The organism is Bacteroidota bacterium, from assembly GCA_018816945.1.
Classification (GTDB): domain Bacteria; phylum Bacteroidota; class Bacteroidia; order Bacteroidales.
In genome coordinates this window covers 1-25,338 of sequence record JAHIVC010000040.1, presented here as the reverse complement: position 1 = coordinate 25,338, position 25,338 = coordinate 1, and the positions used below count along the sequence as shown (strand labels likewise).

Annotated in this window: 18 protein-coding genes, 1 tRNA gene and 1 riboswitch; of the genes, 8 read left to right on the top strand and 11 right to left on the bottom strand. The window is 34.2% G+C overall.

Annotated features, from left to right (window positions below; genetic code table 11):
- Positions 1-90 precede the first annotated feature (90 nt).
- Positions 91-747: a hypothetical protein gene (locus KKG99_06695; GenBank protein MBU1012673.1), complete on the bottom strand. Its 657-nt coding sequence runs from the start codon at positions 745-747 to the stop codon at positions 91-93.
- A 412-nt stretch (positions 748-1,159) separates the two neighbouring features.
- Here KKG99_06695 and KKG99_06690 point away from each other — a divergent pair, with 412 nt between their 5' ends.
- Genes KKG99_06690 through KKG99_06675 form a run of 4 tightly spaced genes read left to right on the top strand, consistent with a single transcriptional unit; the run spans position 1,160 to position 6,280 of the window.
- Positions 1,160-2,299, top strand: a complete 1,140-nt coding sequence (locus tag KKG99_06690; protein ID MBU1012672.1) for a DNA polymerase III subunit delta — start codon at positions 1,160-1,162, stop codon at positions 2,297-2,299.
- 41 nt (positions 2,300-2,340) lie between these two features.
- Positions 2,341-3,495 (top strand): hypothetical protein, encoded by a 1,155-nt coding sequence (locus KKG99_06685; GenBank protein MBU1012671.1) that lies wholly within the window; start codon positions 2,341-2,343, stop codon positions 3,493-3,495.
- Positions 3,496-3,511: 16 nt separating this feature from the next.
- The gene (locus KKG99_06680) at positions 3,512-3,994 is read left to right on the top strand and encodes a gliding motility lipoprotein GldH (protein MBU1012670.1); all 483 of its coding nucleotides are present in this window, start codon (positions 3,512-3,514) and stop codon (positions 3,992-3,994) included.
- A gap of 18 nt (positions 3,995-4,012) precedes the next feature.
- Entirely contained in the window at positions 4,013-6,280 is a 2,268-nt protein-coding gene (locus KKG99_06675) for a transglycosylase domain-containing protein (GenBank protein ID MBU1012669.1), read from the top strand.
- A gap of 49 nt (positions 6,281-6,329) precedes the next feature.
- On the opposite strand, the gene KKG99_06670 is transcribed toward KKG99_06675, so the two are convergent.
- Positions 6,330-6,620 (bottom strand): hypothetical protein, encoded by a 291-nt coding sequence (locus KKG99_06670; protein ID MBU1012668.1) that lies wholly within the window; start codon positions 6,618-6,620, stop codon positions 6,330-6,332.
- Positions 6,621-6,737: 117 nt separating this feature from the next.
- On the opposite strand from KKG99_06670, the gene KKG99_06665 reads away from it, so the two are divergent.
- Entirely contained in the window at positions 6,738-7,190 is a 453-nt protein-coding gene (locus KKG99_06665) for a hypothetical protein (protein ID MBU1012667.1), read from the top strand.
- 60 nt (positions 7,191-7,250) lie between these two features.
- On the opposite strand, the gene ahcY is transcribed toward KKG99_06665, so the two are convergent.
- A complete protein-coding gene (gene ahcY / locus KKG99_06660; protein MBU1012666.1) occupies positions 7,251-8,660 on the bottom strand; it encodes an adenosylhomocysteinase in 1,410 nt (469 codons plus the stop codon).
- 114 nt (positions 8,661-8,774) lie between these two features.
- On the opposite strand from ahcY, the gene KKG99_06655 reads away from it, so the two are divergent.
- The 3 genes from KKG99_06655 to KKG99_06645 all read left to right on the top strand — a co-directional run bounded on the left by KKG99_06655 (position 8,775) and on the right by KKG99_06645 (position 14,377).
- The gene (locus tag KKG99_06655; protein MBU1012665.1) at positions 8,775-9,422 is read left to right on the top strand and encodes a 4'-phosphopantetheinyl transferase superfamily protein; all 648 of its coding nucleotides are present in this window, start codon (positions 8,775-8,777) and stop codon (positions 9,420-9,422) included.
- 84 nt (positions 9,423-9,506) lie between these two features.
- Positions 9,507-9,615, top strand: a riboswitch (SAM riboswitch).
- A 123-nt stretch (positions 9,616-9,738) separates the two neighbouring features.
- Positions 9,739-13,416 (top strand): methionine synthase, encoded by a 3,678-nt coding sequence (metH, locus tag KKG99_06650; GenBank protein MBU1012664.1) that lies wholly within the window; start codon positions 9,739-9,741, stop codon positions 13,414-13,416.
- Positions 13,417-13,420: 4 nt separating this feature from the next.
- Entirely contained in the window at positions 13,421-14,377 is a 957-nt protein-coding gene (locus KKG99_06645; GenBank protein MBU1012663.1) for a methylenetetrahydrofolate reductase, read from the top strand.
- A gap of 27 nt (positions 14,378-14,404) precedes the next feature.
- On the opposite strand, the gene hypA is transcribed toward KKG99_06645, so the two are convergent.
- The 8 genes from hypA to KKG99_06605 all read right to left on the bottom strand — a co-directional run.
- Positions 14,405-14,746: a hydrogenase maturation nickel metallochaperone HypA gene (hypA, locus tag KKG99_06640; protein ID MBU1012662.1), complete on the bottom strand. Its 342-nt coding sequence runs from the start codon at positions 14,744-14,746 to the stop codon at positions 14,405-14,407.
- Between the two features lie 117 nt (positions 14,747-14,863).
- Positions 14,864-18,178 (bottom strand): response regulator, encoded by a 3,315-nt coding sequence (locus tag KKG99_06635; GenBank protein ID MBU1012661.1) that lies wholly within the window; start codon positions 18,176-18,178, stop codon positions 14,864-14,866.
- 76 nt (positions 18,179-18,254) lie between these two features.
- The gene (locus tag KKG99_06630) at positions 18,255-19,211 is read right to left on the bottom strand and encodes a lipid A deacylase LpxR family protein (GenBank protein ID MBU1012660.1); all 957 of its coding nucleotides are present in this window, start codon (positions 19,209-19,211) and stop codon (positions 18,255-18,257) included.
- 41 nt (positions 19,212-19,252) lie between these two features.
- The gene (locus KKG99_06625; GenBank protein MBU1012659.1) at positions 19,253-20,203 is read right to left on the bottom strand and encodes a lipid A deacylase LpxR family protein; all 951 of its coding nucleotides are present in this window, start codon (positions 20,201-20,203) and stop codon (positions 19,253-19,255) included.
- A gap of 165 nt (positions 20,204-20,368) precedes the next feature.
- A tRNA-Pro gene (locus tag KKG99_06620) sits at positions 20,369-20,443 on the bottom strand.
- A gap of 209 nt (positions 20,444-20,652) precedes the next feature.
- A complete protein-coding gene (locus KKG99_06615; protein MBU1012658.1) occupies positions 20,653-23,319 on the bottom strand; it encodes a hypothetical protein in 2,667 nt (888 codons plus the stop codon).
- Positions 23,320-23,677: 358 nt separating this feature from the next.
- Positions 23,678-25,030: a GIY-YIG nuclease family protein gene (locus tag KKG99_06610; protein MBU1012657.1), complete on the bottom strand. Its 1,353-nt coding sequence runs from the start codon at positions 25,028-25,030 to the stop codon at positions 23,678-23,680.
- A 21-nt stretch (positions 25,031-25,051) separates the two neighbouring features.
- Positions 25,052-25,338 (bottom strand): DNA-binding protein (locus KKG99_06605; protein ID MBU1012656.1); only part of this gene is annotated, 287 nt, incomplete at its 5' end.

Here is a 25,338-nt window from a genome sequence, read left to right as displayed (position 1 = left end):
GTAATACTAAAAAAAGTATTACAGATGCAATAATCCATTCAATGATTATTCGTTTTGTTTTCATAAGTCATTAATTTTATCTTTAGAGATTTATGGTTCATCCGTAGTTTCAAACATTTCTTCTGAAGCAGCAATAGCACACATTGATGCAACTGTAGTTGCACATGCTAAACTCGCCATCATACATACCAGTTTGTCCATGCCTCTCATATTTTCAAGTGTCCAATTAACACAATTTTCAAATCGTTCACCCCAGCTTTTCAAATTATTTACATGAACATTACTAATGAGCCCATTATCAATCCCAACATTAAACTTAGCAATTAGTTCTCCTTCTCTAGTAAGATATGTAAACGTTTTAGCAGATTTATTTATATTTTCTACTGTTATTAGCAAATCAAATTTAGAAACTAAATCATCCCGTTCAAAATAAACGTGGTATATTTCAGTTGATGATTTCAATTTTTGGTTCAGCGGAGTACATATTGTTCTAAGTGAGCAATCCTCATGGCTAATGATGAAACTTTGGCTAATATTAGGATTTAAATTTTTGTAGTTGATATTACTAGTAACTTGTGCGGTATGATCGGCAAGATTTATAGGCAATGGTAAGATTTCCTTTATTCTAAGTCCAACATTATTACCTTCTTGAATCATCTCAACCCCTGCCTCTTCCTGCACTTTATTACAAGAAACAGTCAAACCAAAAAGCAATAGAATGATGCAATATAAATTTATTTTTTTCATTTTTCAAAGTTTAAAGTTATTTAAATCGATTCAAATTGGGGAGATTGATCAAGATTTACCTCTTTTTTTATTCAAGATAATCTTAAAACATTTTAAGATTTTGTATGACTTACTACATGTTATCCCTCCTTTCTTGTAGTAATTAATAAAAAACCAATTCAATATTGTTGAATTGATTATAACCACTAAAAAAAGTTGGGGAGTAAGTGAAATAAATGCTATTTAGGCATTTGATATTATATAATTCTGATATTGTGAAAAAGGTAACCCTATAATTTAGAAAATGTTTAAAATTTATCTTAAGAATTGGATTGAAAGATCGGAAATATAGTTGTTACTATTATGCCAATCGAGTAGATAAAAAAGCAATATTTTGGCTATCTTTGAACCGCTCGACAATTAATTTTAATTCATGCTTTTTAAAGAGATCATAGGCCAGCAGCAAGTCAAAGAACGCCTGATTCAAACTGTTAAAGAAAACAGGGTGAGCCATGCCCAATTATTTATTGGAGCAAACGGCTCCGGTAAATTAGCGCTTGCCATCGCTTATGCGCAGTATATTAACTGCAAGAATCGCACTGAAACAGATTCATGTGGAATTTGTCCTTCTTGTATAAAATACGAAAAGCTGATTCATCCTGATTTGCATTTCATTTACCCGATTGCTGCAACCAAGGAAGTTAAAAAACCAAGGAGTGCCGATTTTATCGAGTCATGGCGATCTATTCTTATCGAAAACAATTACTATATCAGTTTGAACGAATGGCTTGAAAGAATTGGGATCGAGAACAAACAGGGAATCATTAACGCCGAAGATTGCAATTCTATCATTAAAACACTGGGTTACAAATCGTACGAAGCGGAATACAAAGTAATGATTATTTGGATGGCCGAGAAATTATTTCATGCAGCAGCCCCAAAGATTTTAAAAATACTGGAAGAACCACCGGAAAAAACCCTTTTCATTTTAATTTCGGAAAATCAGGATCAAATTATCAGCACGATTCTTTCGCGAACCCAAATGGTTAAAATTCCTAAAATAAAGGATGTTGATTTATTAAAGGCATTAATGGCTGAAAATGAACATGAACCGGATGAGATACAAAGAGTAGTGGATTTGTCGGAAGGGAATTATAAAAATGCCTTATTTTATCTTCAGTCAACCGAAATCGAAAAAATAAATTTCCTGAAGTTTAAAGAATGGATGAGGTATTGCTATGCCGGCGATCTTGTAAAGCTAACATCTTTTGTTAATGAGTTTGGAAAACTGGGCAGAGAACGTCAAAAAAGCTTCTTTCTTTATGCATTGCAAATTGCAAGAAGTTGTATTTTGGTAAACTTTGACCAAAATGAATTAGTCAAGTTAGATAAGGAAGAATTAAGCTGGTTGACAAGTGGATTCGCTCCATTTATCAATGTTGCTAATATAAATGAATTTACGAAAGAATTTAACGAGGGTCATTATGCAATAGAGCGAAATGCAAATCCTACAATATTATTAATGGATATTTCGTTGAAAGCCACAAAACTACTAAAGATTAAGCCTGAATGAGATCGCCATTTTTTTGTAAATTCGCAAAATAATTTGAATCAATGATTGATGATATTTTAAATATAAAAAATGAAGAACACCAGTTTTTGAGTCGGGGATGCGGTTGCAAGCCGGATGCCAACGATGAAATTAACCATGTTTTTAAACATAGATGTTGTAAGCTTGACGAATTTGATTGGATGAAAGACGTTACGCTACCATCATCTGTACCAGTTTTTAATTGTGTAGAAGTAAGGTTTAAAAACAGCAGGAAAGAGTTTTTTCGGATTACAGACGGGTTGGATATAAAGGTGGGAGACATTGTTGCGGTTGAATCTTCACCCGGCCATGATATCGGGATTGTTTCATTGGTTGGAGAAACTGCAAGGTTGCAGATGAAACGCAAAAAAATCGATGCTAATTCTACAGAAATCAAAAAACTTTATCGACATGCCCGGGCATATGATATTGATAAATGGGTACAAGCTGTTGAAAAAGAGCCTAAAACGATTATTAAGAGTCGTCAAATTGCTGGTGACCTAAAGCTTGAAATGAAAGTTAATGATGTAGAATACCAGGGAGATAATACCAAGGCAATCTTTTATTACACAGCAGAAGAACGGGTAGATTTTAGGGAATTAATTAAAAAGTTGGCAGAAGCTTTTAAGATCAGAATTGAGATGAAGCAAATTGGTGTTCGACAAGAAGCTGCTCGTTTGGGTGGAATTGGATCATGTGGAAGAGAGCTTTGTTGTGCAACCTGGATGTCAAGTTTTAAATCGGTGACTACAATAGCCGCCAAAGCACAACAGTTATCACTAAATCCTCAAAAATTAGCCGGGCAATGCTCAAAGTTAAAGTGTTGTTTGAATTATGAATACGACACCTATGTCGAAGCTTTAAAAGAATTTCCCGATCAGGATTTGGTCCTGAAAACATTAAAAGGAGATGCAATTCATCAAAAATCCGACGTTTTTAACAAACAACTTTGGTATGCTTATGTTAGCAATCCAAATAATTTTATTGCATTATCATTAGATAAGGTAAAGCATATTATTAGTTTGAATGAAAAGAATAAAAAGCCACAAAACTTGGAAGATTTTGCTGAATTTATTGAAGAGAAAAATGATTTTGGCGATATCATGGAACTAGATGATTTAAATAGGTTTGATAAAAAAAGAAAGCCAAACAATAAAAGCAGGAAAAAATCATTTTAAAGAATACTAAAAGTCGATGAATCTAAAACTAATTTACATTTCTTTATTGCTTGTAACAGGACTGGTCTTAATGAACTCATGTGATGCTGATCTGGTTATTAGTGAGAATAAAGCTATTATTGGTGGTTGGGATAAGGATAAGCCCATCGACTTTAGTTTTGAAATAATTGATACTCTTGCCTTGTACGATTTTTATCTTAATATCCGGCATTCAGAAGAGTATGCTTATCGAAATATTTATTTTTTTGTTAATACTGAATTTCCAAATGGCAATGTCAGTCGAGATACAATAGAATGTATGTTGGCTAATCTTAGAGGAAAATGGTATGGAAACGGCTATGGCAATATTAAAGAAAACAAAATCCTTATCCGACGGTATTTGCAATTTCAGAATGCAGGTCTTTATAAAATTGATTTTATTCAGGCAATGAGAGAAGATGAACTTCAAGGCCTGTCCGACATTGGAATAATTATAGATAAATCGTCTGCAAATTATTAGACTTATATTTATTGGTAAATGAAACAAAAAGCAAGTAACAAGACAAAATCTCTTAATTACATATTGAAATTCTGGATTATATATTCAGCATTATTGTTCATAGCGGTACTCATGTTTATTGGGATTTCAAATGAATGGTTTGGCCCAATGCCAAGTTTCGAAGAATTGGAAAACCCTCAAAGCAGCTTGGCTACGGAAGTAATTTCTTCTGATGGTAAAATATTAGGAAATTATTATGTTGAAAACCGATCGAATGTTGATTATCGGGATTTGTCTCCATATTTAGTAAGTGCCTTGATCGCAGCCGAAGATATTCGTTTTGCCAAGCATTCAGGAATAGACCTGAAGGCATTATTCAGAGTTGCTTATGGTGTATTCACTGGTAATTCAGGTAAAGGAGGTGGAAGTACAATCACCCAACAATTGGCTAAGAACCTGTTCCCGCGAAAAGGTAATCCTTCTATAATAACTTTATCAATTGCAAAGTTAAAAGAGTGGGTTACAGCAGCTAAACTTGAAAGGAATTATACCAAGCAGGAAATTATTGCCATGTATTTAAATACAGTTCCATACGGTAGTCAATCATTTGGAATTAAGGCTGCATCCAAAACTTTCTTTAATACAACTCCAGATTCTTTAAAATTAGAAGAAGCTGCATTAATGGTTGGAGTTGTAAATGCACCTACCTTTTATAGCCCGGTTCGGAACCCTGAAAGGGCATTCGAAAAACGAAATATTGTACTTTATCAAATGAAAAAGTACGGATACATAACTCAACAAGTATTTGATTCTGTATCAATAATACCGATAAACATGTCAAATTTCGATGTACAGGATCACACACAGGGTCTTGCACAATACTTCCGTGAATATCTTAGAGGAGAAATGAAAGAATGGTGTTTAAACCATTACAAACCGGATGGCGAACCCTATAACTTATATACAGATGGATTAAAAATTTATACCACCATTGATTCAAGAATGCAACAATATGCAGAAGAAGCCGTTAAGGAACATTTATCATTGGATCTTCAGCCCGAATTTTATAAGCATTGGCAAGGTTATCCAAATGCCCCCTTTGTATTTGAAGGTGCTGCAATTAATGAAGAAGTTGAAAATGTAATGGATTTAACAATGAGGCGGTCGGAGAGATATAGATTATTACGAAATAGTGGAATGCCTATGGATTCGATAAAAATAGTATTTAATACACCTGTTCCTATGGAAGTATTCTCATGGAATGGAATGATTGATACTGTCATGACTCCAATGGATTCATTAAGATACTATAAATATTTTCTTCATTCTGGTTTAATGTCTATTGAGCCTGAAACTGGGCAAGTTAAAGCCTATGTTGGGGGGATTGATTATAATTCGTTTCAATATGACCATGTAACTATGGGTAAGCGACAAGTAGGATCTACTTTTAAGCCTTTTCTTTATACCTTGGCGATGCAGGAAGGAGAACTTTTTCCTTGTAGTAAGATCCCTAATATCCAACCAATAATTCCATTACCTAATGGTAAGACCTGGGAACCAAAAAATGATACTCCTGAATTTAAAGGCCAGGAAATTACACTTAAATATGCCCTTGCAAATTCAAATAACTGGATCTCCGGACATTTAATTAATAGGTACTCACCACAAGCGGTGATTAAAATTGCCAGAAAAATGGGGGTTAAAAGTTATATCCCAGAAGTTTATTCTATCGCTCTTGGTAGTGCCGATTTAAAGCTTTCAGAAATGGTTGGCGCTGTGAATACTTTCGCAAGTAAAGGTGTTTATGTTGAGCCCATTTTTGTGACTAAAATTGAGGATAAGAATGGAAATGTGATTGCCGATTTTGTCCCGAAAAGAGAAGAAGCAATGAGTGAGGAAACCGCATATTTAATGTTGGAGTTATTGAAAGGTGTTGTTGAGTCTGGTACAGGAACCCGACTTAGATGGAAATATGGCTTTCAAAATACAATTGCCGGGAAAACCGGAACAACCAACAATCAATCAGATGGTTGGTTTATGGGCATTGTCCCTCAGCTTACAACAGGTATTTGGACCGGTTGTGAAGATCGATCCGCACATTTTCGCACTTTAACATTAGGACAAGGAGCAAATATGGCCTTACCAATCTGGGCATTGTATATGAATAAAGTTTATAATGATCCAACACTAGGATATACAAAAAATGACTTTGAAAAACCAATTCACGGAATGAATGTGGAGTTTGATTGTGATAAATTTAATGCAAAGAAAAAGGCGGGAAAGGGCATCGATGAAATGGACTTTTAAACGATCAATGCTATTGAATTAATTTCAGATTAATGGGTTTATTGAAATACTAGCGTTTATTTCTCTTTCTGAAAATTTGTTGCCAAAAGCTTAGTCTTTTTTTAGATCTGTTATAATATTCAGATCGTTTTTTAGTATTTTCCATTTGTGCTTTTGTATATGCCGATTGCCTTTCCATATGTTCTTTTTGCAATAATTGATAGGCTTCTTCCGATTCTTTGAGCTTCGCCTTTTCAGCTTTTTCGGCTTGTTTAACCTGGCTTGGTTTTACTAAACTACATGATTGAAATGACAATATTGTAAAGGAAAAAATAGAGATAAAAAGTAGTTTCTTACTCATGTTTATCTGCATAGTTTTAATTTTTTAGAAGGATAAAGGTATAAACAATAATATTAGCCGAAAATTGTAAACAAAATAATAATTTTATATCCACGTTTTAACACTTTACATTCTCACATGAAAATTGGCAGCATACGAATTTATGTTTTATTTTTCTTAACCATCTTTTTCCTCGCATTTAACACTGGATGTGGTAAGGAAAATCCGGTTGATAAACTCATTCCATACGTTTTAGTTAACTTTTCTATAAATCCTACTGATATTAATTATAATAATTTAAACATACCCGGAAACTGGACTTATGTTTCTGGTGGGTATCGCGGAATAATCCTTTTTAATGCCGGATTTGGAGATTACAAAGCATATGAAAGAACCTCGCCGGTTAATTTTCCAAATGATTTTAATTGTAGGGTGAAGGTTGATGAATCAGGAGTAATAGCGGTTGATCATTGTAGTGGTTCTAAATTTATATTATTGGATGGTTCACCATATGAAGGACCTGCCACTTTGCCTTTAAAACAGTATCGTGCTCATCTTGAGGGTGGTCGTTTATATGTGTCCAACTTTTAAATATTAAATAAGATAAAAAAAGGCGATTAAAACAATCGCCTTTTTATAATTATTCGTATTCTAATATCTATAATGATCAGCTTTGTAAGGACCATTAATTGGAACTCCTAAATATGCTGCTTGCTCTGGAGTTAATTTAGTCAATTTAACACCAATTTGCTCGAGGTGCAATCTCGCAACTTCTTCATCTAGTTCTTTAGGTAGTCGATAAACCCCAACTGGATAATTGTTTTTCCATAATTCAATTTGTGCGAGTGTTTGGTTGCTAAATGAGTTACTCATCACAAATGAAGGATGCCCGGTTGCACAACCCAAGTTGACCAAACGTCCTTCTGCTAGCATATAAATACAATTTCCATTTTCGAAAGTGTATTTATCAACCTGAGGTTTGATATTGATTTTAGCAACATTTTTCGCAGAATCAAGTTTTGAAACCTGAATTTCATTGTCAAAATGACCGATATTGCAAACAATAGCCTGATCATTCATTTTTTGCATATGATCGAAGGTTATTACATCTTTATTGCCTGTTGTTGTAACAAAAATATTTCCTTCGGGTAAAGCTTTATCAATAGTTGTTACCTGAAATCCTTCCATTGCAGCTTGTAAGGCACAGATTGGGTCAATTTCAGTAATAATAACTCTGGCACCGTATGATCTCATCGAATGAGCACAACCTTTTCCAACATCACCATAACCCAAAACAACAACAACTTTGCCGGCAATCATTACGTCAGTTGCTCTTTTTATCCCATCGGCCAATGATTCACGGCAACCATATAAATTGTCGAATTTCGATTTAGTCACAGAATCGTTTACATTTATAGCTGGCACCATCAATTCTCCCGCTTCCATCATTTGATATAAGCGATGGACACCGGTAGTTGTTTCTTCCGAAACGCCTTTCCAATCAGCGGTTATTTTTGTCCATTTGCTTTGATCTTCAAGATAAGTATCCTGCAGTAATTTATAGATTACAGCCTCTTCGTTATTTTCAGGAACCTTTTTAAGCAATTCAGGATTTTTTTCGATAGCAACTCCTTTATGTAATAGTAGGGTTGCATCTCCTCCATCATCAACGATCAATTGAGGTCCTTTTCCATCGGGGAAAGTAACGGCCTGATTGGTACACCACCAGTATTCGGTCAAGGTCTCGCCCTTCCATGCAAAAACCGGAACACCTGAAGCTGCAATTGCTGCAGCGGCGTGATCTTGAGTTGAGAAGATATTACAACTAGCCCATCTTACATTTGCTCCTAATTCAACAAGTGTTTCAATAAGTACGGCAGTTTGAATGGTCATGTGCAATGATCCAGTAATTCGTACATCTTTGAGTGGTTTTTCAGCCGAATATTTTCTTCTGATCGACATCAAACCTGGCATTTCTTTTTCAGCTATTTCAATTTCTTTTCTTCCAAATTCAGCCAATTTTATATTTGCTACTTTATAATCTGTTTTAGTTTCTATCATTTTATTAATCATTAATTTAGTTCTTCAATTTGCGCCAGCAAAATTAATCAATATCTTTGGAAGATCAAAAGGAGATTGTCCTCTTATTTCAATACGTTAATTATATTCTGAAATATGCCTCTTGTTTTTAATAATGAAATAGAAAATCATAAAGCTAAACTGGGGATTTGGGAAATCCAAGAATCAGTTGATTTCTTACTAGATTGTACTAATCTGACTGAAAATGAAAAAATCGTTTTTAATACCATGCGAAACGAAAATCGTAAAAAGCAATGGTTGGCAAGTAGAATTATTTTGGATAAATTATCAGAAAATAGCAAGCATTTAATTGTTTACGAAAATAACGGACAACCATTCATTAGTGATGGGATTCATCAAATTTCTATTTCTCATACCTCAAAGTTCGTGGCCGTAATTTTAAGCCGTTTTCTGAAAGTTGGGATTGATATTGAAGGGATTCATCCCAGAATTTTGAAAATAAGACATAAATTCGTTTCGCCAAGTGAAAATGATTTTATAGAAGATGATGGAAATTTATTGGAAAGTTTATTCTTAATCTGGTCGGCTAAAGAGGCCATTTTTAAAATGTATGGTAAAGGGAATATAGATTTTCGGAAAAATATACATGTAAAACCATTTAGTATTCAGGCAGATGGTGTAATTCAAAGTGTGCTCTCGACCAAAACTGTTTCGCAAGCTTACACCCTGAAATATAGAAAAATAGCAGACCATTTGCTTGTGTACGTGACCTCTGTTATTTAAAATTGTTTCAAATAAATTTGTATTTTATTCCCAAGTAATATACATTTGCTTCATATTCAAATCATCCTTTCAATAAAGGTGTTTGATTTATAGAGAAGAGGGGAGAGATTAGGCTCTGCGAACCTCTAGCAACCATTCTTACTAAGAAAAAGGTGCTACAACCTAATCCGCCGAAGGTGGATAATGATAAGTAAACACAATAATTATGAACAAACGAATACACATTATTTTTTAATCACCTTTTGTGATATTTCTGAATTCCATTGCTTTATGCAATGGTGGCTATGTGTATTTATCAAATACTTAATAACTTATAATGAGAGAGCAGAAAAATATATATAAAGAAATTAAGGAAAGAATTCTTGTACTTGATGGTGCAATGGGAACCATGATTCAAGGATTTAAATTAAATGAAACTGATTTTCGAGGAAGTCGATTTAAAAATTATCCCACCGATTTAAAAGGGAATAATGATTTACTTAATTTGACTCAACCTCAAATAATCAAAGAAATCCATCGGCAATATCTTGAAGCAGGTGCTGATATTATTGAAACCAATACTTTTAATGCCAATGCCATTTCTATGGCTGATTATCAGATGGAAGGATTAGCCAAGGAAATAAATATTGCAGCTGCAAAAATTGCTTATGAGGCAGCCAATGAGTTTACTCTATTAAATCCTAAAAAACCACGATTTGTTGCAGGAGCTATTGGTCCAACCAATAAAACCGCATCAATGTCTCCAAAGGTTGAGGACCCTGGTTATCGTGCGGTCAGTTTTGATGATTTGGTATCGGTTTATTATGAGCAAGCAAGCGGACTGTTGGAAGGTGGAGTAGATATATTTTTGGTAGAAACCATTTTTGATACTTTAAATGCCAAGGCTGCAATTTATGCGATTGAGAAGTTGTTGAAGGAGAAGAATATAAGAATTCCTGTCATGATTTCTGGAACAATTACTGATGCAAGTGGACGCACACTGTCGGGCCAAACAGTTGAAGCATTTATGCATTCTGTTTCTCACATTGATTTGCTTAGTATTGGATTAAATTGTGCATTGGGGGCAAAGGAGCTTCGTTCTTATCTGGCTGAATTGGCTGCAAAATCACCAGCTTTCATTAGTGCCCATCCAAATGCCGGTTTGCCAAACCAGTTTGGTGAGTACGATGAAACGCCAGAAATGATGGCTGTTCAAATTAAGGATTTTCTGGATAACCAATTTGTAAATATTATTGGAGGTTGCTGTGGTACTACTCCTGAGCATATTAAAGCCATTGTTGCAGTTGCAGAAAAGGCTTCAGTTCACCGTCCGGTTGTAAAACTTCCGCAGCTTCATCTAAGTGGGTTAGAGCCATTAAAGATTTATAAGGAGAGTAATTTTATAAATATTGGAGAGCGAACGAACGTAAGTGGTTCAATAAAGTTTGCCAGACTCATCAGAGAAAAAAAATACGAGGAAGCACTTTCTGTTGCGCGTGATATGGTTGAAGGAGGTGCGCAGGTTTTAGATGTAAGTATGGATGATGCCATGCTGGATGCGGAAACTGAAATGACCAAATTCTTACATTTATTAGCATCAGAGCCGGACATTGCCAGATTGCCGGTCATGATTGATTCCTCGAAATGGTCAGTAATTGAAGCAGGTTTAAAATGTGTACAAGGCAAAGCCATTGTTAATTCAATAAGCTTAAAAGAAGGTGAACAAGCCTTCATCGATCATGCAACTACCATCAGAATGTATGGTGCTGCCGTGGTTGTGATGGCTTTTGATGAGCAAGGTCAAGCTGCTAATTATGAACAAAAAATAGCTATTTGCCAATGGGCATACAATATTCTTACACAACAGATTCATTTCCCACCAGAAGATATCATCTTCGATCCCAATATATTAACCATTGGAACTGGTATTGACGAACACAATAATTATGCAGTTGATTTCATCAAGGCAACTCAATGGATAAAGGAAAATCTTCCTTATGCAAAAGTAAGCGGTGGAGTTAGCAATCTATCTTTCTCATTCAGAGGGAACAATGTAATTCGTGAGGCAATGAATTCCGCTTTTTTATATCATGCTATCAAAGCAGGATTGGATATGGGGATCGTAAATCCAGGCATGTTGCAGATTTATGACGATATCCCTGCTGAGCTGTTAAAACTTATTGAAGACGTGATTCTTAACCGCAGAAAGGATGCCACTGAACGTTTGGTTGCTTATGCGGATCAAGTTGGAGAAAAGGAAAATATTGCCGTAAAAAAGGATGCATGGCGGAACCAAAGTGTTCAGGAGCGATTAAAACATGCTCTTGTGAAAGGAATTGTTGATTTTATCGAAGCGGATGTTGAGGAAGCCAGGCTTTTGTATCCCAGGGCTTTGGAAGTCATTGAAGGACCATTAATGGATGGAATGAACGTGGTAGGCGATTTATTTGGTTCCGGTAAAATGTTTCTTCCACAGGTTGTAAAAAGTGCCCGTGTAATGAAAAAGGGTGTTGCTAAACTTCTTCCATATATTGAACAAGAGAAAGAAGCGAATACCGAAAGTATAGCTCAGGCAAAAATTTTAATGGCCACTGTTAAGGGTGATGTGCACGATATTGGGAAAAACATTGTTGGAGTGGTACTTGCATGTAACAATTATGAGGTCATTGATTTGGGGGTGATGGTTCCTGCTTCAAAAATATTGCAAACGGCCATCGATGAAAAGGTTGATATCATTGGGCTAAGTGGATTAATTACGCCTTCTCTTGAGGAAATGGTGGATGTAGCTACAGAAATGGAACGACAAGGTTTGAAAATTCCTTTATTGATTGGCGGTGCGACTACTTCAAAAATCCACACAGCAGTAAAAATTGCACCTAAGTATTCATTCCCTGTCATTCATGTGAGGGATGCATCAAAAGCTGTGACCGTTGCATCCAGTTTGTTGTCGGTTGAACATCATGAAGCATTTCATAAGGAAATAAAGGATGAGTATTTCGAACTTGTAAAAAAACATAATAATAAAAAGGAAGAGGAAACCATTGATTTTGAATCAGCAAAGAAAAACAAACTGCGCTTGAACTGGGATCAATATTCCGTTTTAACACCCAAAATGCTTGGGGTTAAAGTCTTTAAAAACTTCGATTTAAGGGAAATCAGAAAGTATATTGATTGGACCTTCTTTTTCCATGCCTGGAAAATTAATGGAAAATACCCTCAGATATTTGAGGATCCCATCAAGGGAAGTGAAGCAAAGAAGATATTTGATGAAGCTCAATTGTTTTTGGATAAGATAATAGAAAATGAGATGTTGGTGGCAGAAGGAGTTATTGGGTTTTATCCATGTAACTCAATTGGAGAGGATGTTGAAATTTATTCTGATGGGAAACGATCCGAAATTATTAATCATCTTAGATTTTTAAGAAATCAGCAGTTAAAGGCGGAGGAATATTCAAATTTATCTTTGGCTGATTTTATTCGACCAAAAGAAAATGATATCGTTGATCATATTGGAGGATTTGCAGTTACTTGCGGTATCGGAATTGAAAAATGGGTTAAGCAGTACGAAGAAGATATGGATGATTACAGTGCAATTATGTTGAAGATTTTAGCAGATCGACTTGCTGAAGCGTTCGCAGAACTCATGCATGAGCAGGTCAGGAAAAATGAGTGGGCATATGTTCCCGACGAATCTCTAAACATAAAGGAATTATTGAAAGAAACGTACCAAGGTATTCGGCCGGCTCCTGGTTATCCTGCTTGTCCGGAGCACTCTGAAAAGAAAACACTTTTCAATTTACTTGAGGTAGAAAAGCATATTCCAATTACACTTACTGAAAATTTTTCCATGTATCCGGCTGCGTCAGTTAGTGGGTATTATTTTTCACATCCTGAATCCCAGTATTTTAATGTAGGTAGGATCGGAAAAGATCAGGTTATTGATTATGCCAGAAGAAAAGATTTTAGTATTGAAGAAACTGAACGATTATTAAATTCGAATTTAAATTACAAATAAATATATGAAAGTTATTGAGCATTTTATTAAGGCTGAAAGTCCTTATTTTTCATTTGAATTACTTCCTCCTTTAAAGGGTCATAATATTGATTCAATTTATAATACCATTGATAATTTAATGGAGTTTAACCCATTAAATATTAATATTACCTATCATCAAGAGGAAACCATTTACAAAAAACATCCCGGGGGGCTCTTGGAAAGAAAGACGGTACGCAAACGTCCCGGAACAGTTGCAATTTCAGCAGCAATAAAGTATAAATATCCATCAGTTCATGTAGTACCGCATATCATTTGTGGTGGGTTTACAAAAGACGCTACAGAATATGCTTTGATAGATCTGCATTTTTTGGGGGTAAAAGATTTATTGGTTTTAAGGGGCGATCCGTTAAAAGGACAAAAGTATTTTCAGGCTGAAGAGGACGGGCATGCAAATGCTTCAGAATTGGTTGAACAAATAATCAATATGAATCAGGGCAAATATCTGGATGAACACTTAGAGAATAAAACAACAACTGATTTTTCTATTGGCGTAGCCGGGTATCCTGAAAAGCATATAGAAGCACCAAATATAGATTATGATTTAGCTTATTTAAAGAAAAAAGTAGATGCCGGTGCAGATTATATTGTCACTCAAATGTTTTATGATAATCAAAAGTATTTTGATTTTGTTAAAGGATGCCGTGATATTGGGATTAATGTGCCAATTATTCCCGGTCTTAAGCCAATTTCAACACTTAAAGATATTGCATTGCTTCCAAAAGTGTTCAGTATTGATATTCCAGATGAACTTGTAAAAGAGCTTGGTAAATGCAAAACCGACAAAGAGGCTTTTCAGGTTGGAATCGAATGGGGCATAGAACAATCAAAAGAATTGAGAAAGTTTGGAGTACCTGCAATTCATTATTTTACCATCGGTATTTCTGATAATATAAAAGCTATAGCAAAAGAAATATTTTAAATTGTTGTACCTAAATCAAAAGTTAAGTTACTCGATTGCAAGGGATTTTACAATCATTTCCTGACCTTGAAAAACCTTATAATCAAATCCATTACAAGTAGGGCATGGGTCGAATAATGATTCACAACTAAAGTCGGATTTACAACTATTACAATGAGCCATGGCTTGTTTTCGAACAATTTTTAGTATTGCATGTTGCATGATAGTCTCTTTAACCGAAACTTCCAAGGCAAGTTCAAGTGCCTCAATCTCAATTCCTGATAAACTGCCTACTTCAAGTTCAATATCCGTAACCCGCTTTGCTTTTGCTTTCGCCGCTTCTTCATTCACAATTTCAATAATATTGATGGCAATTGATAATTCATGCATTTCCAACTAATTTAGACATCAAAGGTAAAATAATTATTTTTCTCTCATACATTGAAACATTTCAAAATAGAATAGTGAATAGTAATGCCCATTTTGATTGAATTACGCTGAATTAAGTTAGAGGTATTTTTTTATCAGTTCAACCAACTTGGTGCCGTTTATTGGTTTTGATATATAGTCGTCACATCCTGATGCGATTGCTCTTTCACGATCACCGGCAATAGCATAAGCTGTTTGAGCGATTATTGGAACAAACGGATAATTCTTTTTAATTACAAGTGTAGCATCAAACCCATTCATAACCGGCATATTTATATCCATCAGTACCAGATCAATATGATGTTTGTTTTTGGAGAATAAGTCAATAGCTTCCTTACCATTCTTGGCATGCAATATTTTTACATCTAATTTCCTTAGATGCACTTTTAATAAATTCATGCTGGAAGGATCATCTTCTACTATCAGAATTGATTTTTGTGGAAAAACCATCTCCAGATTATCTTTATCTAAACCAATTGATTCTTGTTTCGTATTAATGGTTATCGTGGGAATTAATACAGTGAAGGTAGTTCCTTTACCAACCTCGGACTCTACATCAATTTTACCGCCTAATAACAACGTAAGCTTTTGGGTTACTGATAATCCTATTCCGGCTCCACCATATTTTCTTGTGTGGGTATCATCCGCTTGTCTAAAAATATCAAATATGAGTTTGAATTTGTCTTTTGGTATCCCAATACCAGTATCACTTACCTTGAATTTAATAAATGTATTTTGTTCAATTATTTCTATTGATACATCAAGTCTGATTGAGCCAAAATGTGTAAATTTTAATGCGTTCTTTAATAAATTGAGCAGAATTTGTTTGAGTTTCTGATTGTCAGTAAAGATTGCCATTTCTCGATGAAATGGATAATCCCCTATCTCGAAAGAGAGCATTTTTTTATCAGTTTTTACCTGTTCAGCCTTAATTAATTCGACAACATCATCAATGATAGATTTTAAATTATGAATTTTTTTATCAATCTTTATTTCACCTGCTTCAATTAGCGTAATATCGAACAATCCTTCAACAAGTTCTAATAGGAGGGTTCCACTATTGAAGATGGTTTTTGCAAATCTCAGTAAATCCTGAGTATCTGTTGTTGAGTCAATTAGTTCTGAAAATCCAATTATTGCATTTAATGGAGTTCTCAACTCATGCGACATAGTTGATAAAAACACCGATTTTAAGCGATCTGATTCTATTGCTTTTTCCAAGGCATTTTCAAGTGCCTCACCATGTCTAATTCTTTGAATAGAAATGCTTATTTGGTGAGAGATAAATTGAAGTAAATTTACATCTTTTCTGTCGTAAGCGTTTGGGTCAGTATAACTTTGAACCACAAAAGCCCCCAAAACTTTATCGTCAAGAATAAGAGGAACCCCAACCCAAACTTCCGGGATTGTTCCAATCATATCAATTTCACCTGACCGATGCATCTGAAGTATTTCTTCCTTTGTTATGAATAGTGGAATGATGTTTTTTATTACGTAACCTGTTAAAGATTTTTCAGCAGACCAGGTGTTAATATTATCTTTTTCATCAACCTCAAATGGGGTATATAAAAGGTTCTTTTCTTCGTCAATAAAGGCCACATAAAAATTAGTGGTATCTAATACATTCGAAAGATGATGTCTGATTAAACCCAGAAATTCGGTCAAATCATTCGAGGTATTGGCAGCATTTGAAATTTGATATAAAATAACCTGAATTAATTCTGCTCTTTTGCGTTTAGTAATATCGTTCAGAACTATGAGAGATTCTTCACCTAATGGGACCATATTATGTTCGCAAGTTTTTTCAATCCCTTCCTTTGTAAAGAGTTTCCATTCCTGTGTTTTAATTTCTGTGCCATTCTCAATAGCGACTTCAGCAGCTTGATTCCAGGATGTTCTCACGAGCTCTCTATATTCATTATTCGGATAAGCCATTTTAAACCAATCATTTGTAGTAGGAATATCGTTCAGAGTATAACCAAATACAGAACTAAATTTTCTGTTTAGATATACATATTTGTTGCCTTTTGTGAGTGCTAATGGATAAGGGAATTCTTCAACAGTTCGCCTGAATTGTTTCTCACTATCATGAATGGCCTTTTCAAACTTTATCCGCTCTAATTCTGCAGCTGCCCTTGGTGCAAATATTTGTATGATGGATTCACAAAACCCAACTTCGGAAATGATATTTTGAAACAATGCAACTACGATTCCTACAACATTTCCATGGTTATCACATAAGGGTACTCCCACATAACCTTGAATATTAAAATTCTTGAGTCTTTCGTCATATGGAAATAATACAGTTACATTTGAAGCATAAGAACAAATTTTGTTATTTATAACCTTTTCACAAGGGGAGTTTTTCAATAAATAGGTGAAATTGTTTGAGATTGAGCCATTTTTACTTACAGAAATCGTTGTAATTCCTTTTTGATCTTTGTTTAATATGCCAATAAATGTTAACTCTGCCTCAAGAATACTTGCTAATTGTAGAACGAATTGTGTTAAAAAATCTTTTCCAAGGGCGGACAATAAACTCTTATTTAGCGATGTAATGGCATTTTCAAGTTTGTTTTGAAAGTGTTGGGCTGTAATATCTTTTACCATAGATAGAACTCCTATTACTTCTCCAATATCATTGGTTAAAGGAGTATTTGTCCATTCGCAGATAATTGTTTTACCACTTTTAGTTAGATTTTTATTTATACTATTGGCCGATTTGTCACCACTCATTAGACGTTTCCAAATGGCCTTAACCGGTTTTTTAAATTCAGGAGGTAGGATGAGGTTTAAAGGTGATTTTCCGATTGATTCTTTCGATGAATATCCGAAAATTTGCGTGGCTGCCGGATTCCATGATTTAATTTTAAAATTTGTGTCCCAGCTAATCAAACCAATTGGCATTCTTCGTATTTGAAGGTTTAAATAGTTGTTTACTTCTTTTAATTTATTTGTTTTTGATAGGGCTATCCTTTCAAATTTATTCCTTTCTTTTTTAAGATTATCCTCAATCTCCTTTAGACGGAATAAAACTTTTAATTGACCCAGGAGTTCCTCAGCATCAATAGGTTTTGACAAAAAACTTTCAGCTCCGGCATTTAGTGAATTAAGTCTATTGTTGGTGTTAGTTCCATATGCGGATATCATTATAATCGGAATATGACTTGTAGAAGCATCATTTTTTAGTATCCCACAAACTCTAAAGCCATCAACATCAGGTAATTTAACATCAATAATGATGATATCTGGATTTTCTTCTGTCGCTATTTCTATACCTTTATTTCCATTTTCAGTGGTCAAAACCTTATATTCTTCGTTGCAATTACTTAGAATGGCTGTATAAGAAATTAAGTCTCTAGGGTTATCATCAACTATTAAAATCTTTTTCATAGGCATTTAACTGAAATTAATTTAGGCTAATGAGGGAATTGTTTAATAAATTAAGTGAACGTTTATGCTTTCAATTCTATATCATCCATGATAATTTTAAGCTACCCCATGCATATCGCTCAACAAGATCATTTTTTACATCCTTACTTTGTAAGGTAACAGAATACCATATATTTGCTCTTTCAAATTGAAACATTAGACCAAATTCAAGTGTCATTTGAAGAGGCTCAATGCCGTAAGTAACAGGACTTTTATCGTTAAACATGCTACCTTGAATACTAGCGTCATAAAGGTGATATTCTACCTGTGGTTTAAAGAAGAAAAAGAAATCAGATTTTCTTTCTGATTTGATTTTTCTGTCTTGAACAATTGAGGCACCAAAAATGTTTGATTCGAATGTTTTATTTAATTGAAGAATACTAATTCTGTTCCAGAATCCGAAAGCAATATTCGTTTGAATTGTTCCAATATTTGCAAGAGAGTAAAGATTGATATCGGCTTGCTTGCTCAGGTAATTAGTTAATTTCATTGAATACATTACATTAACGTTTAAGCCAATGGTATTGGTAATTTGATGTTCCCATCCTTTAACACTGTACCAGCCAATAAAATTATGCATGAGTTCTTGAAATGCTCCAACACCGCTTGCCGGCCCCATTATTCCAATTTGTGCACCGTATCTAAACATAGATTCGTTCTTGTAAAATTTGCTTATCTGCGCTTGTGCAAATGTATAACCGGCAAATGGGCGATCGTGGTCTTCAGGATTCGGTTTGTTGGCCGATGACGGAGTGTACATTTTGTTCCCAATTCGGAATTCAATCACCTGTTTAGTGATTTCAGGATTCACTTTTTTAGGAATAAATCGATAAAAAAACATTAAACCGTTAGTATAATATTTGTCTTCTGATAAGGAAACATAAGTATCATTATCGCTCTGAATTCCAATTTCTCGTGTGAATAGTTTCTGAGAATACAGATTCTGAGCGATTATAGTAAAAAACAGTATTATAAGTAAGAATTTAGTTTTCATTTGTGATAAGGATTATATTTTAATTAAAATATCATTACAGTTTAAAAAATATATGAAATATCAATACTTCCATAAGTCTGACGCTTTACCTTATCATTTAAAACCTCAATTCCATTAAAAGTAACCGAGTATTTTAAATTTACCCGATATAACTGAAAAATCACACCGGTTTCCAAAGAGTACAATATTGGCTCTATCCCAAATGTAACGGGACTTTTATCATTAAAAATGCTCCCTTGGATGGTGGCATCATAAATTCTATAATGTATCATGGGCTTGACAAAAAGAAAAAATTCGGAGATTCGTTGACTCTTTTTCAATGCTCTCGAATCAATAAGACTTCCAAAAAGTCCGGAATTGTAGATTTTATTTACTGGGAATATACTCAATCTATTTATAAACCCAATACTGCCATTGGTTTCAACTGTGCCTAAATTGACTTCAGTAAGCGCTTGCAGATCAATCCTCTCACTACAAATACGAAATATTTTTTTTGAAAACAGAAAATGAGCATTTAGTGCCAACAAGTCTTGAATTTGATATTCCCATCCTTTAATTTCATACATTCCTAATAATTTATGGACAGAGTTCTGAATCTTTCCGCCACCAGAAGAGGGTCCAATAATACCCAAGCTTATGCCAGCTTTTAAAAAAGATTCGTTTTTATAAAAATAATTTACAAAGGCTTTACCAAATAGATATCCGGCGAAAGGTCTGTCTTGATCTGTAATTAATGGAGCAGTTCCTTTTCTTGGAGTGTACATTTTAATCCCTAAATTATATTCGATTATTTTTTTCGGAAAAGTTGTATTTTGAGATTTTGGGATGAATTTGTAAAAAAGTGTAACACCATTGGTGTAATATCCATCATTAAATAGGCTGATGTATGAGTCGTTATCAGTATAAATGCCAATTTCTTTGGTAAATGGTTTTTGGGCTGCACTTTGATTAAAAATAAGTAGAAAAATAAACGAAAGAAAAAAATTCTTCATAGAGATAAGCTCAATTCATAGGTATACAATCAAAGTTATGTTTTTTTTGCCATAATTATTTTTATAAATAAATAGATATAGACAATGTCTTGTTAATAAATCAGAGTTTGGGATTGATCAGATTATGGAAGGTAAGAAAGAGAATGTTTATAATCAAGAAATTAGTCGGGGTGAGAGGATTCGAACCTCCGGCCTCGTCGTCCCGAACGACGCGCGCTAACCGGGCTGCGCTACACCCCGAAATATGGAGCAAATATAATATTTAATTAGAAATAAAGAGTTGATGGTTAAATGTTATTTAGAGGAATAATTTTATTGATCTAAATCGATAGCTACTGATAAGGCTATTGTAACAGGTTAATAAAAAAGGACTCACAATGACCGTAATTGTGAGTCCTTATAATAAATATAATTACAAACTTTGAGTGTATATTATAGATATGATGTCCTTAATCTTTGAAAATTAGTACATTGAACTCTTTTTTTAACTCAAATGTTTCACCTTTAATGATCAAGATATATTTACCTTCATTGACAAGTTTTTTAGTTTCAGAATCCTGTAAATTCCATTCAAGAAAGTTTAATCCTTTATCTTTTTGATTAGTTGATTCAAACACAATTTTATCCTCAATGTTTTTAATTGAAATTGTAAGGGATTGGGCTTGTTTAAGATAAAACCCAATTTGAGGAAACTTGGCTGTATTTGCATACCAACGTTCAGGGCTATAAGGTAATTGTCCTTCACTGATATTGATGATTTCACAATCCAGATTAAGGATCGAATCATTTAAGTTTTGAATATAGGATACATCCATTACCCAAATTCCTCTGCCATGAGTAGCTGCTACCAAAATATTATCTCTAGGATGCACAACCAAATCATGAACATAAGTGGTTGGGAAATTGCCAGATAAGGTATTCCAATCTTGACCTCCATTTATTGAAACATATGCTCCGAAATCCGTTCCAACATATAATATATTTTTATTCTGTGGATCTTCTCTAATTACATTAACAGGTCCGCAAGGAATATTTGTGGAAATATCCTTCCATGTCTCTCCAAATTCAGTTGATTTCCATAGGTAAGCAGTGAAATCGTCCTCGCGTTTACCATTTTGTGTTAGATAGACTGTGCCAAGCTCGAACTTTGATGCTTCTACTTGAGATATCCATTTTCTATAAGGAAGTCCTTTATTTATTTCTTTCCAGTTTGTCCCACTATTTTTTGTTACCCAAATCCTTCCATCATCTGTTCCGGCATATATTAATCCAAACTTGAGTGCTGATTCCGAGATGCTAAAAATTGTTTGATATGGAATGTCTCCCTTCTTCTCCTCTAGGTTATAGGTTAAATCAGGACTAATTTGCTCCCAGTTTTCACCCATGTTAAATGATCGGTGAATTACCTGAGTTCCATGATATAAAATTTGAGAATTATGGGGCGAAATAATAAAGGGAGCGAGCCATTGTCCGCGTAGTTTGTCAATCCCTTCAGGGACTGGCGGCATGATATTTTTGTTAACTCCTGTTTTTACGTTTGAACGTGTAATAGTGCCATAAAAACCAGCAGAATAAACAATGTCAGGATTAGTCGGGTCAATAAAATGGTTACTACCTTCACCTCCTGGAGCATTTGAAAATGCAACACTCGGGATTTTTGAACGTCCTTGGCTTAAGTTAACAACTCCTTTTCTGCTGCCATGATCCTGAATTGATCCATAAACATGAAATGGCTCATCCATGTCATAATTAACATTGAAAAATTGAACGAGTGGTAAATTATTGTAAAAGGTTCTGAAATTTTTACCACCATCATAAGAAATGGCAATCCCTCCATCATTTACATTTACTAAATAGTCTGTATTCTCAGGATCAATCCAAAGACCATGATGATCACTGTGCATTCCTCTAAGCGGTTTAAATGATTTTCCACCATCGGTCGAAACATTTAATGCTAATCCCATAACATAAACTTTATCAGGATTAATTGGATCAACACGTACTTGCCCAAACACCCATCCATAGGTTCCTGATATATTTTCCATGTAAGTTGATTCTTCACTAACCTGCTTCCACGACCCACCTGAATTGTCCGAGCGATAAACAGTTGCACCTTTTATTCTACCACTACTTGGCCGTCCATAAGCATCCGTTTGATCATTAAATTCTTCATTTGCCTGTAATTTTTCATAATTATCTACAAATGCGTATAGTACGTTGGGGTGTGCTTTGCATAAATCAATTCCTATTCTGCCTCTATCAGCAGCATCAGGAAGTCCTGAATTAATTGCATCCCAGCTATTTCCGCCATCAGTGCTCTTGTATATCGCACTTCCTTTATAATCTTTTTCGCTACGTGGGTCATTCCAATGTTTTCTGATTCTTTGCCATGTTGAGGCATAAAGAATTTCCGGGTTATTCGGATCCATTATTAAATCATTGGCAGCTGTTTTATCATCGATGTAAAGGATCTTCTTCCAAGATTTTCCACCATCAATGGTTTTATATAATCCGCGATCCTTATTATTTGTCCATTCATGTCCGCCAGCGGCGACATAAACTATATCTGAATTAGTAGGATGAACAATTATTCTGGAAATTGTATTGGTGTTTATTAAGCCTAAATGTTCCCATGTTTTTCCAGCATCTTTTGAGCGGTAAATACCGGCTCCGGCCTGAGAACTTCTAAAAATATTTGCTTCTCCTGTCCCGGCCCAAATGGTGTTTGGGTTTTGCGGATCGATGGCCAGATCTCCAATAGACGTCGACATGGCATTTTCGAAAACAGGAACCCAGGTTGTTCCTTCATTATCTGTTTTCCAGATACCTCCAGATGCCCCGGCTATATATATGGTGTAGTTTTTTCCTTTTGGTGAAACAACAGCCACATCTGTCATTCTTCCACTTACATTGGTCGGTCCAATAAATTGCCATGGCAGGTTTTTAAATAATGAGTTTTCTTTTAATTCTTCATTTTGATCATACCATTTTAGCCTTAGTTCGGCCGAAGTTTGTTCGATTATCTTTTGAGAGTAGACTTGCACATTAGCTGTAATTACAATGCATGTCACAATCGCTTTCAGATAAATTTTAATTAAGAATTTTGGTGCATTCATAATATTTAAAGTTGTTTGGTTTATTAATTTAAACAATTATACAATGCAAGTTATTGAATTATAACTTCAAAACAAGTAGACGATTTAATAAAAAAGTCAATCAGTGAAAAATGTTATACTAAATGGTAGATTTTATGGCTAAATCAAGTGCAGAGAATTTAAAACTATAATTTAAAGTTTTGGATTACTCATTGGGAGGTAATTCTATAATATTTTGATTACTGTTATTTGTGAAGATATAAATAATATTTGTTTTAATATAAAGCCATAAAATTACTATTACAAAATTAAGTGGAGATAACTTTTTTAAACTCATGAATGCTAATAATAAACAGAAAAATACCTAGAATGCAAAAGATTAGGTATCTAGATTTATAATAGCTTCAACATTATTTCTCCTTAAATAGCTTTTGATAATCTGTTGAACATCTTTATTGTCATTGTATTTTTTAATGTAATTATTTAGTTCTTCAGCTGTTATTTTGTCTCCATTCACTGGGAAAAACCCAAAACCCAGATATTTTCCTTTCTCAATTTTTATAACAGATTTCTCTTCATCATTTCGTCCTCTATCAATTATTAATATACTATCATTTTTGAATTGATAATTCTTGATTGCGTTGTTCACACGTAGGTTATAATCAATAGGTGTTTCTTCTTGAACACACGCACCCTTGCATTGATGAATCTGGTAATGAAAGCATGCTCTATCTGATTCATAAAGGCCACAAAGCTTTTGGCATAATTGATATTCTTCAACCAAATCGTACAGATGTTGTTTTGCTTCATTCATGGTAGTGTAAGACGTAATAGGAACAGTACCATCAATTAATTTGAGGATATTTAATTGTATATAACCAATATCATCTTTGAATTTATACAGACCATAATTATATAAGGTTCTTCTTTGAGCGCTGTTAAATAAAGGTTTATGAGCTTTTATTTCGTGTGATTCCAGCAGCAAGGCTACCAATTCACTTCCTGTGATTTTATAATCAACATCAGCAATTGCATCTTTCATTTCAACAGCTTTTCGGGTAAGATTATTGCTTAAATGAGATAATACCCTTGACTGAATATTCTTGCTTTTGCCAACGTAAATTAATGCCTGTTTAGTGTTGTAGAAATAATATACTCCGGCCTTTTCTGGAAGTTGCTGAACTATAGATTTGCTTAGATTTGAGTTGAAGCCTTTTAATGATTTATCAGCAGCTGCTTGATCAATAGATAATAATAATTCTAACACTTTTGTTGCAGCCAATGCATCTCCTGAGGCTCGATGCCTATCCAGTATTTGAATGTTAAGTTCTTTGCATAAATTTCCTAATCCATATGATTTTTTCCCGGGTATGAGTTTACGCGCAAGTTTGACTGTACACAATGTTTTGCTATTAAAGTCATAGCCGAGACTTTTAAATTCACTTTTAATAAAATTATAATCAAAAGAAACATTATGCCCAACAAGGATCTTTCCTTCTGTGATTTCAATTATTTTTTTCGCAATTTCATAAAACTTAGGGGCATCTTTTACCATTTGATTATTGATACCAGTCAGCCGCGTAATTTGAAATGGAATTTTTATTTCGGGGTTTATTAGTGTAGAAAACTCTTCAATAATCCTTTCTCCGTTGTGGGTATAAATTGCGATTTCAGTAATCTTTTCTGTCCTAGGGCTTAAACCCGTTGTCTCTACATCAATAACAGCGTACAGCATCAGAAAAAATAGGTGTAATTATATATTTAATTGAGTTTGAATAGCATGAACCTCTTTTCTTAGTTGCTTAACTGTAGCGACAAAGTCTTGTTTTTCTTGATTTGGTTGTGGCATTTCAGAGCTAATATAATGAACAAATTTCCATACTTCTTTCACTTCTATAATATCAAGATCATATGGGTCGTAAAGTGAGTTTAAAGAATGGAGCATAAGTTTTTTGTCAGCTTTAATTTTATTTTCAACAATTTTAAAAACAATTCCATCTTCTCTGGTTAGGATAATGTATGGATAGCCATTCCTTATGG

Excerpts from the sequence above, each read along its gene's own strand:
- KKG99_06695 (MBU1012673.1), bottom strand. The coding sequence starts at position 747 with ATGAAAAAAATAAATTTATATTGCATCATTCTATTGCTTTTTGGTTTG.
- KKG99_06690 (MBU1012672.1), top strand. The coding sequence starts at position 1,160 with ATGCTTTTTAAAGAGATCATAGGCCAGCAGCAAGTCAAAGAACGCCTG.
- KKG99_06685 (MBU1012671.1), top strand. The coding sequence starts at position 2,341 with ATGATTGATGATATTTTAAATATAAAAAATGAAGAACACCAGTTTTTG.
- KKG99_06680 (MBU1012670.1), top strand. The coding sequence starts at position 3,512 with ATGAATCTAAAACTAATTTACATTTCTTTATTGCTTGTAACAGGACTG.
- KKG99_06675 (MBU1012669.1), top strand. The coding sequence starts at position 4,013 with ATGAAACAAAAAGCAAGTAACAAGACAAAATCTCTTAATTACATATTG.
- KKG99_06670 (MBU1012668.1), bottom strand. The coding sequence starts at position 6,620 with ATGAGTAAGAAACTACTTTTTATCTCTATTTTTTCCTTTACAATATTG.
- KKG99_06665 (MBU1012667.1), top strand. The coding sequence starts at position 6,738 with ATGAAAATTGGCAGCATACGAATTTATGTTTTATTTTTCTTAACCATC.
- ahcY (MBU1012666.1), bottom strand. The coding sequence starts at position 8,660 with ATGATAGAAACTAAAACAGATTATAAAGTAGCAAATATAAAATTGGCT.
- KKG99_06655 (MBU1012665.1), top strand. The coding sequence starts at position 8,775 with ATGCCTCTTGTTTTTAATAATGAAATAGAAAATCATAAAGCTAAACTG.
- metH (MBU1012664.1), top strand. The coding sequence starts at position 9,739 with ATGAGAGAGCAGAAAAATATATATAAAGAAATTAAGGAAAGAATTCTT.
- KKG99_06645 (MBU1012663.1), top strand. The coding sequence starts at position 13,421 with ATGAAAGTTATTGAGCATTTTATTAAGGCTGAAAGTCCTTATTTTTCA.
- hypA (MBU1012662.1), bottom strand. The coding sequence starts at position 14,746 with ATGCATGAATTATCAATTGCCATCAATATTATTGAAATTGTGAATGAA.
- KKG99_06635 (MBU1012661.1), bottom strand. The coding sequence starts at position 18,178 with ATGAAAAAGATTTTAATAGTTGATGATAACCCTAGAGACTTAATTTCT.
- KKG99_06630 (MBU1012660.1), bottom strand. The coding sequence starts at position 19,211 with ATGAAAACTAAATTCTTACTTATAATACTGTTTTTTACTATAATCGCT.
- KKG99_06625 (MBU1012659.1), bottom strand. The coding sequence starts at position 20,203 with ATGAAGAATTTTTTTCTTTCGTTTATTTTTCTACTTATTTTTAATCAA.
- KKG99_06615 (MBU1012658.1), bottom strand. The coding sequence starts at position 23,319 with ATGAATGCACCAAAATTCTTAATTAAAATTTATCTGAAAGCGATTGTG.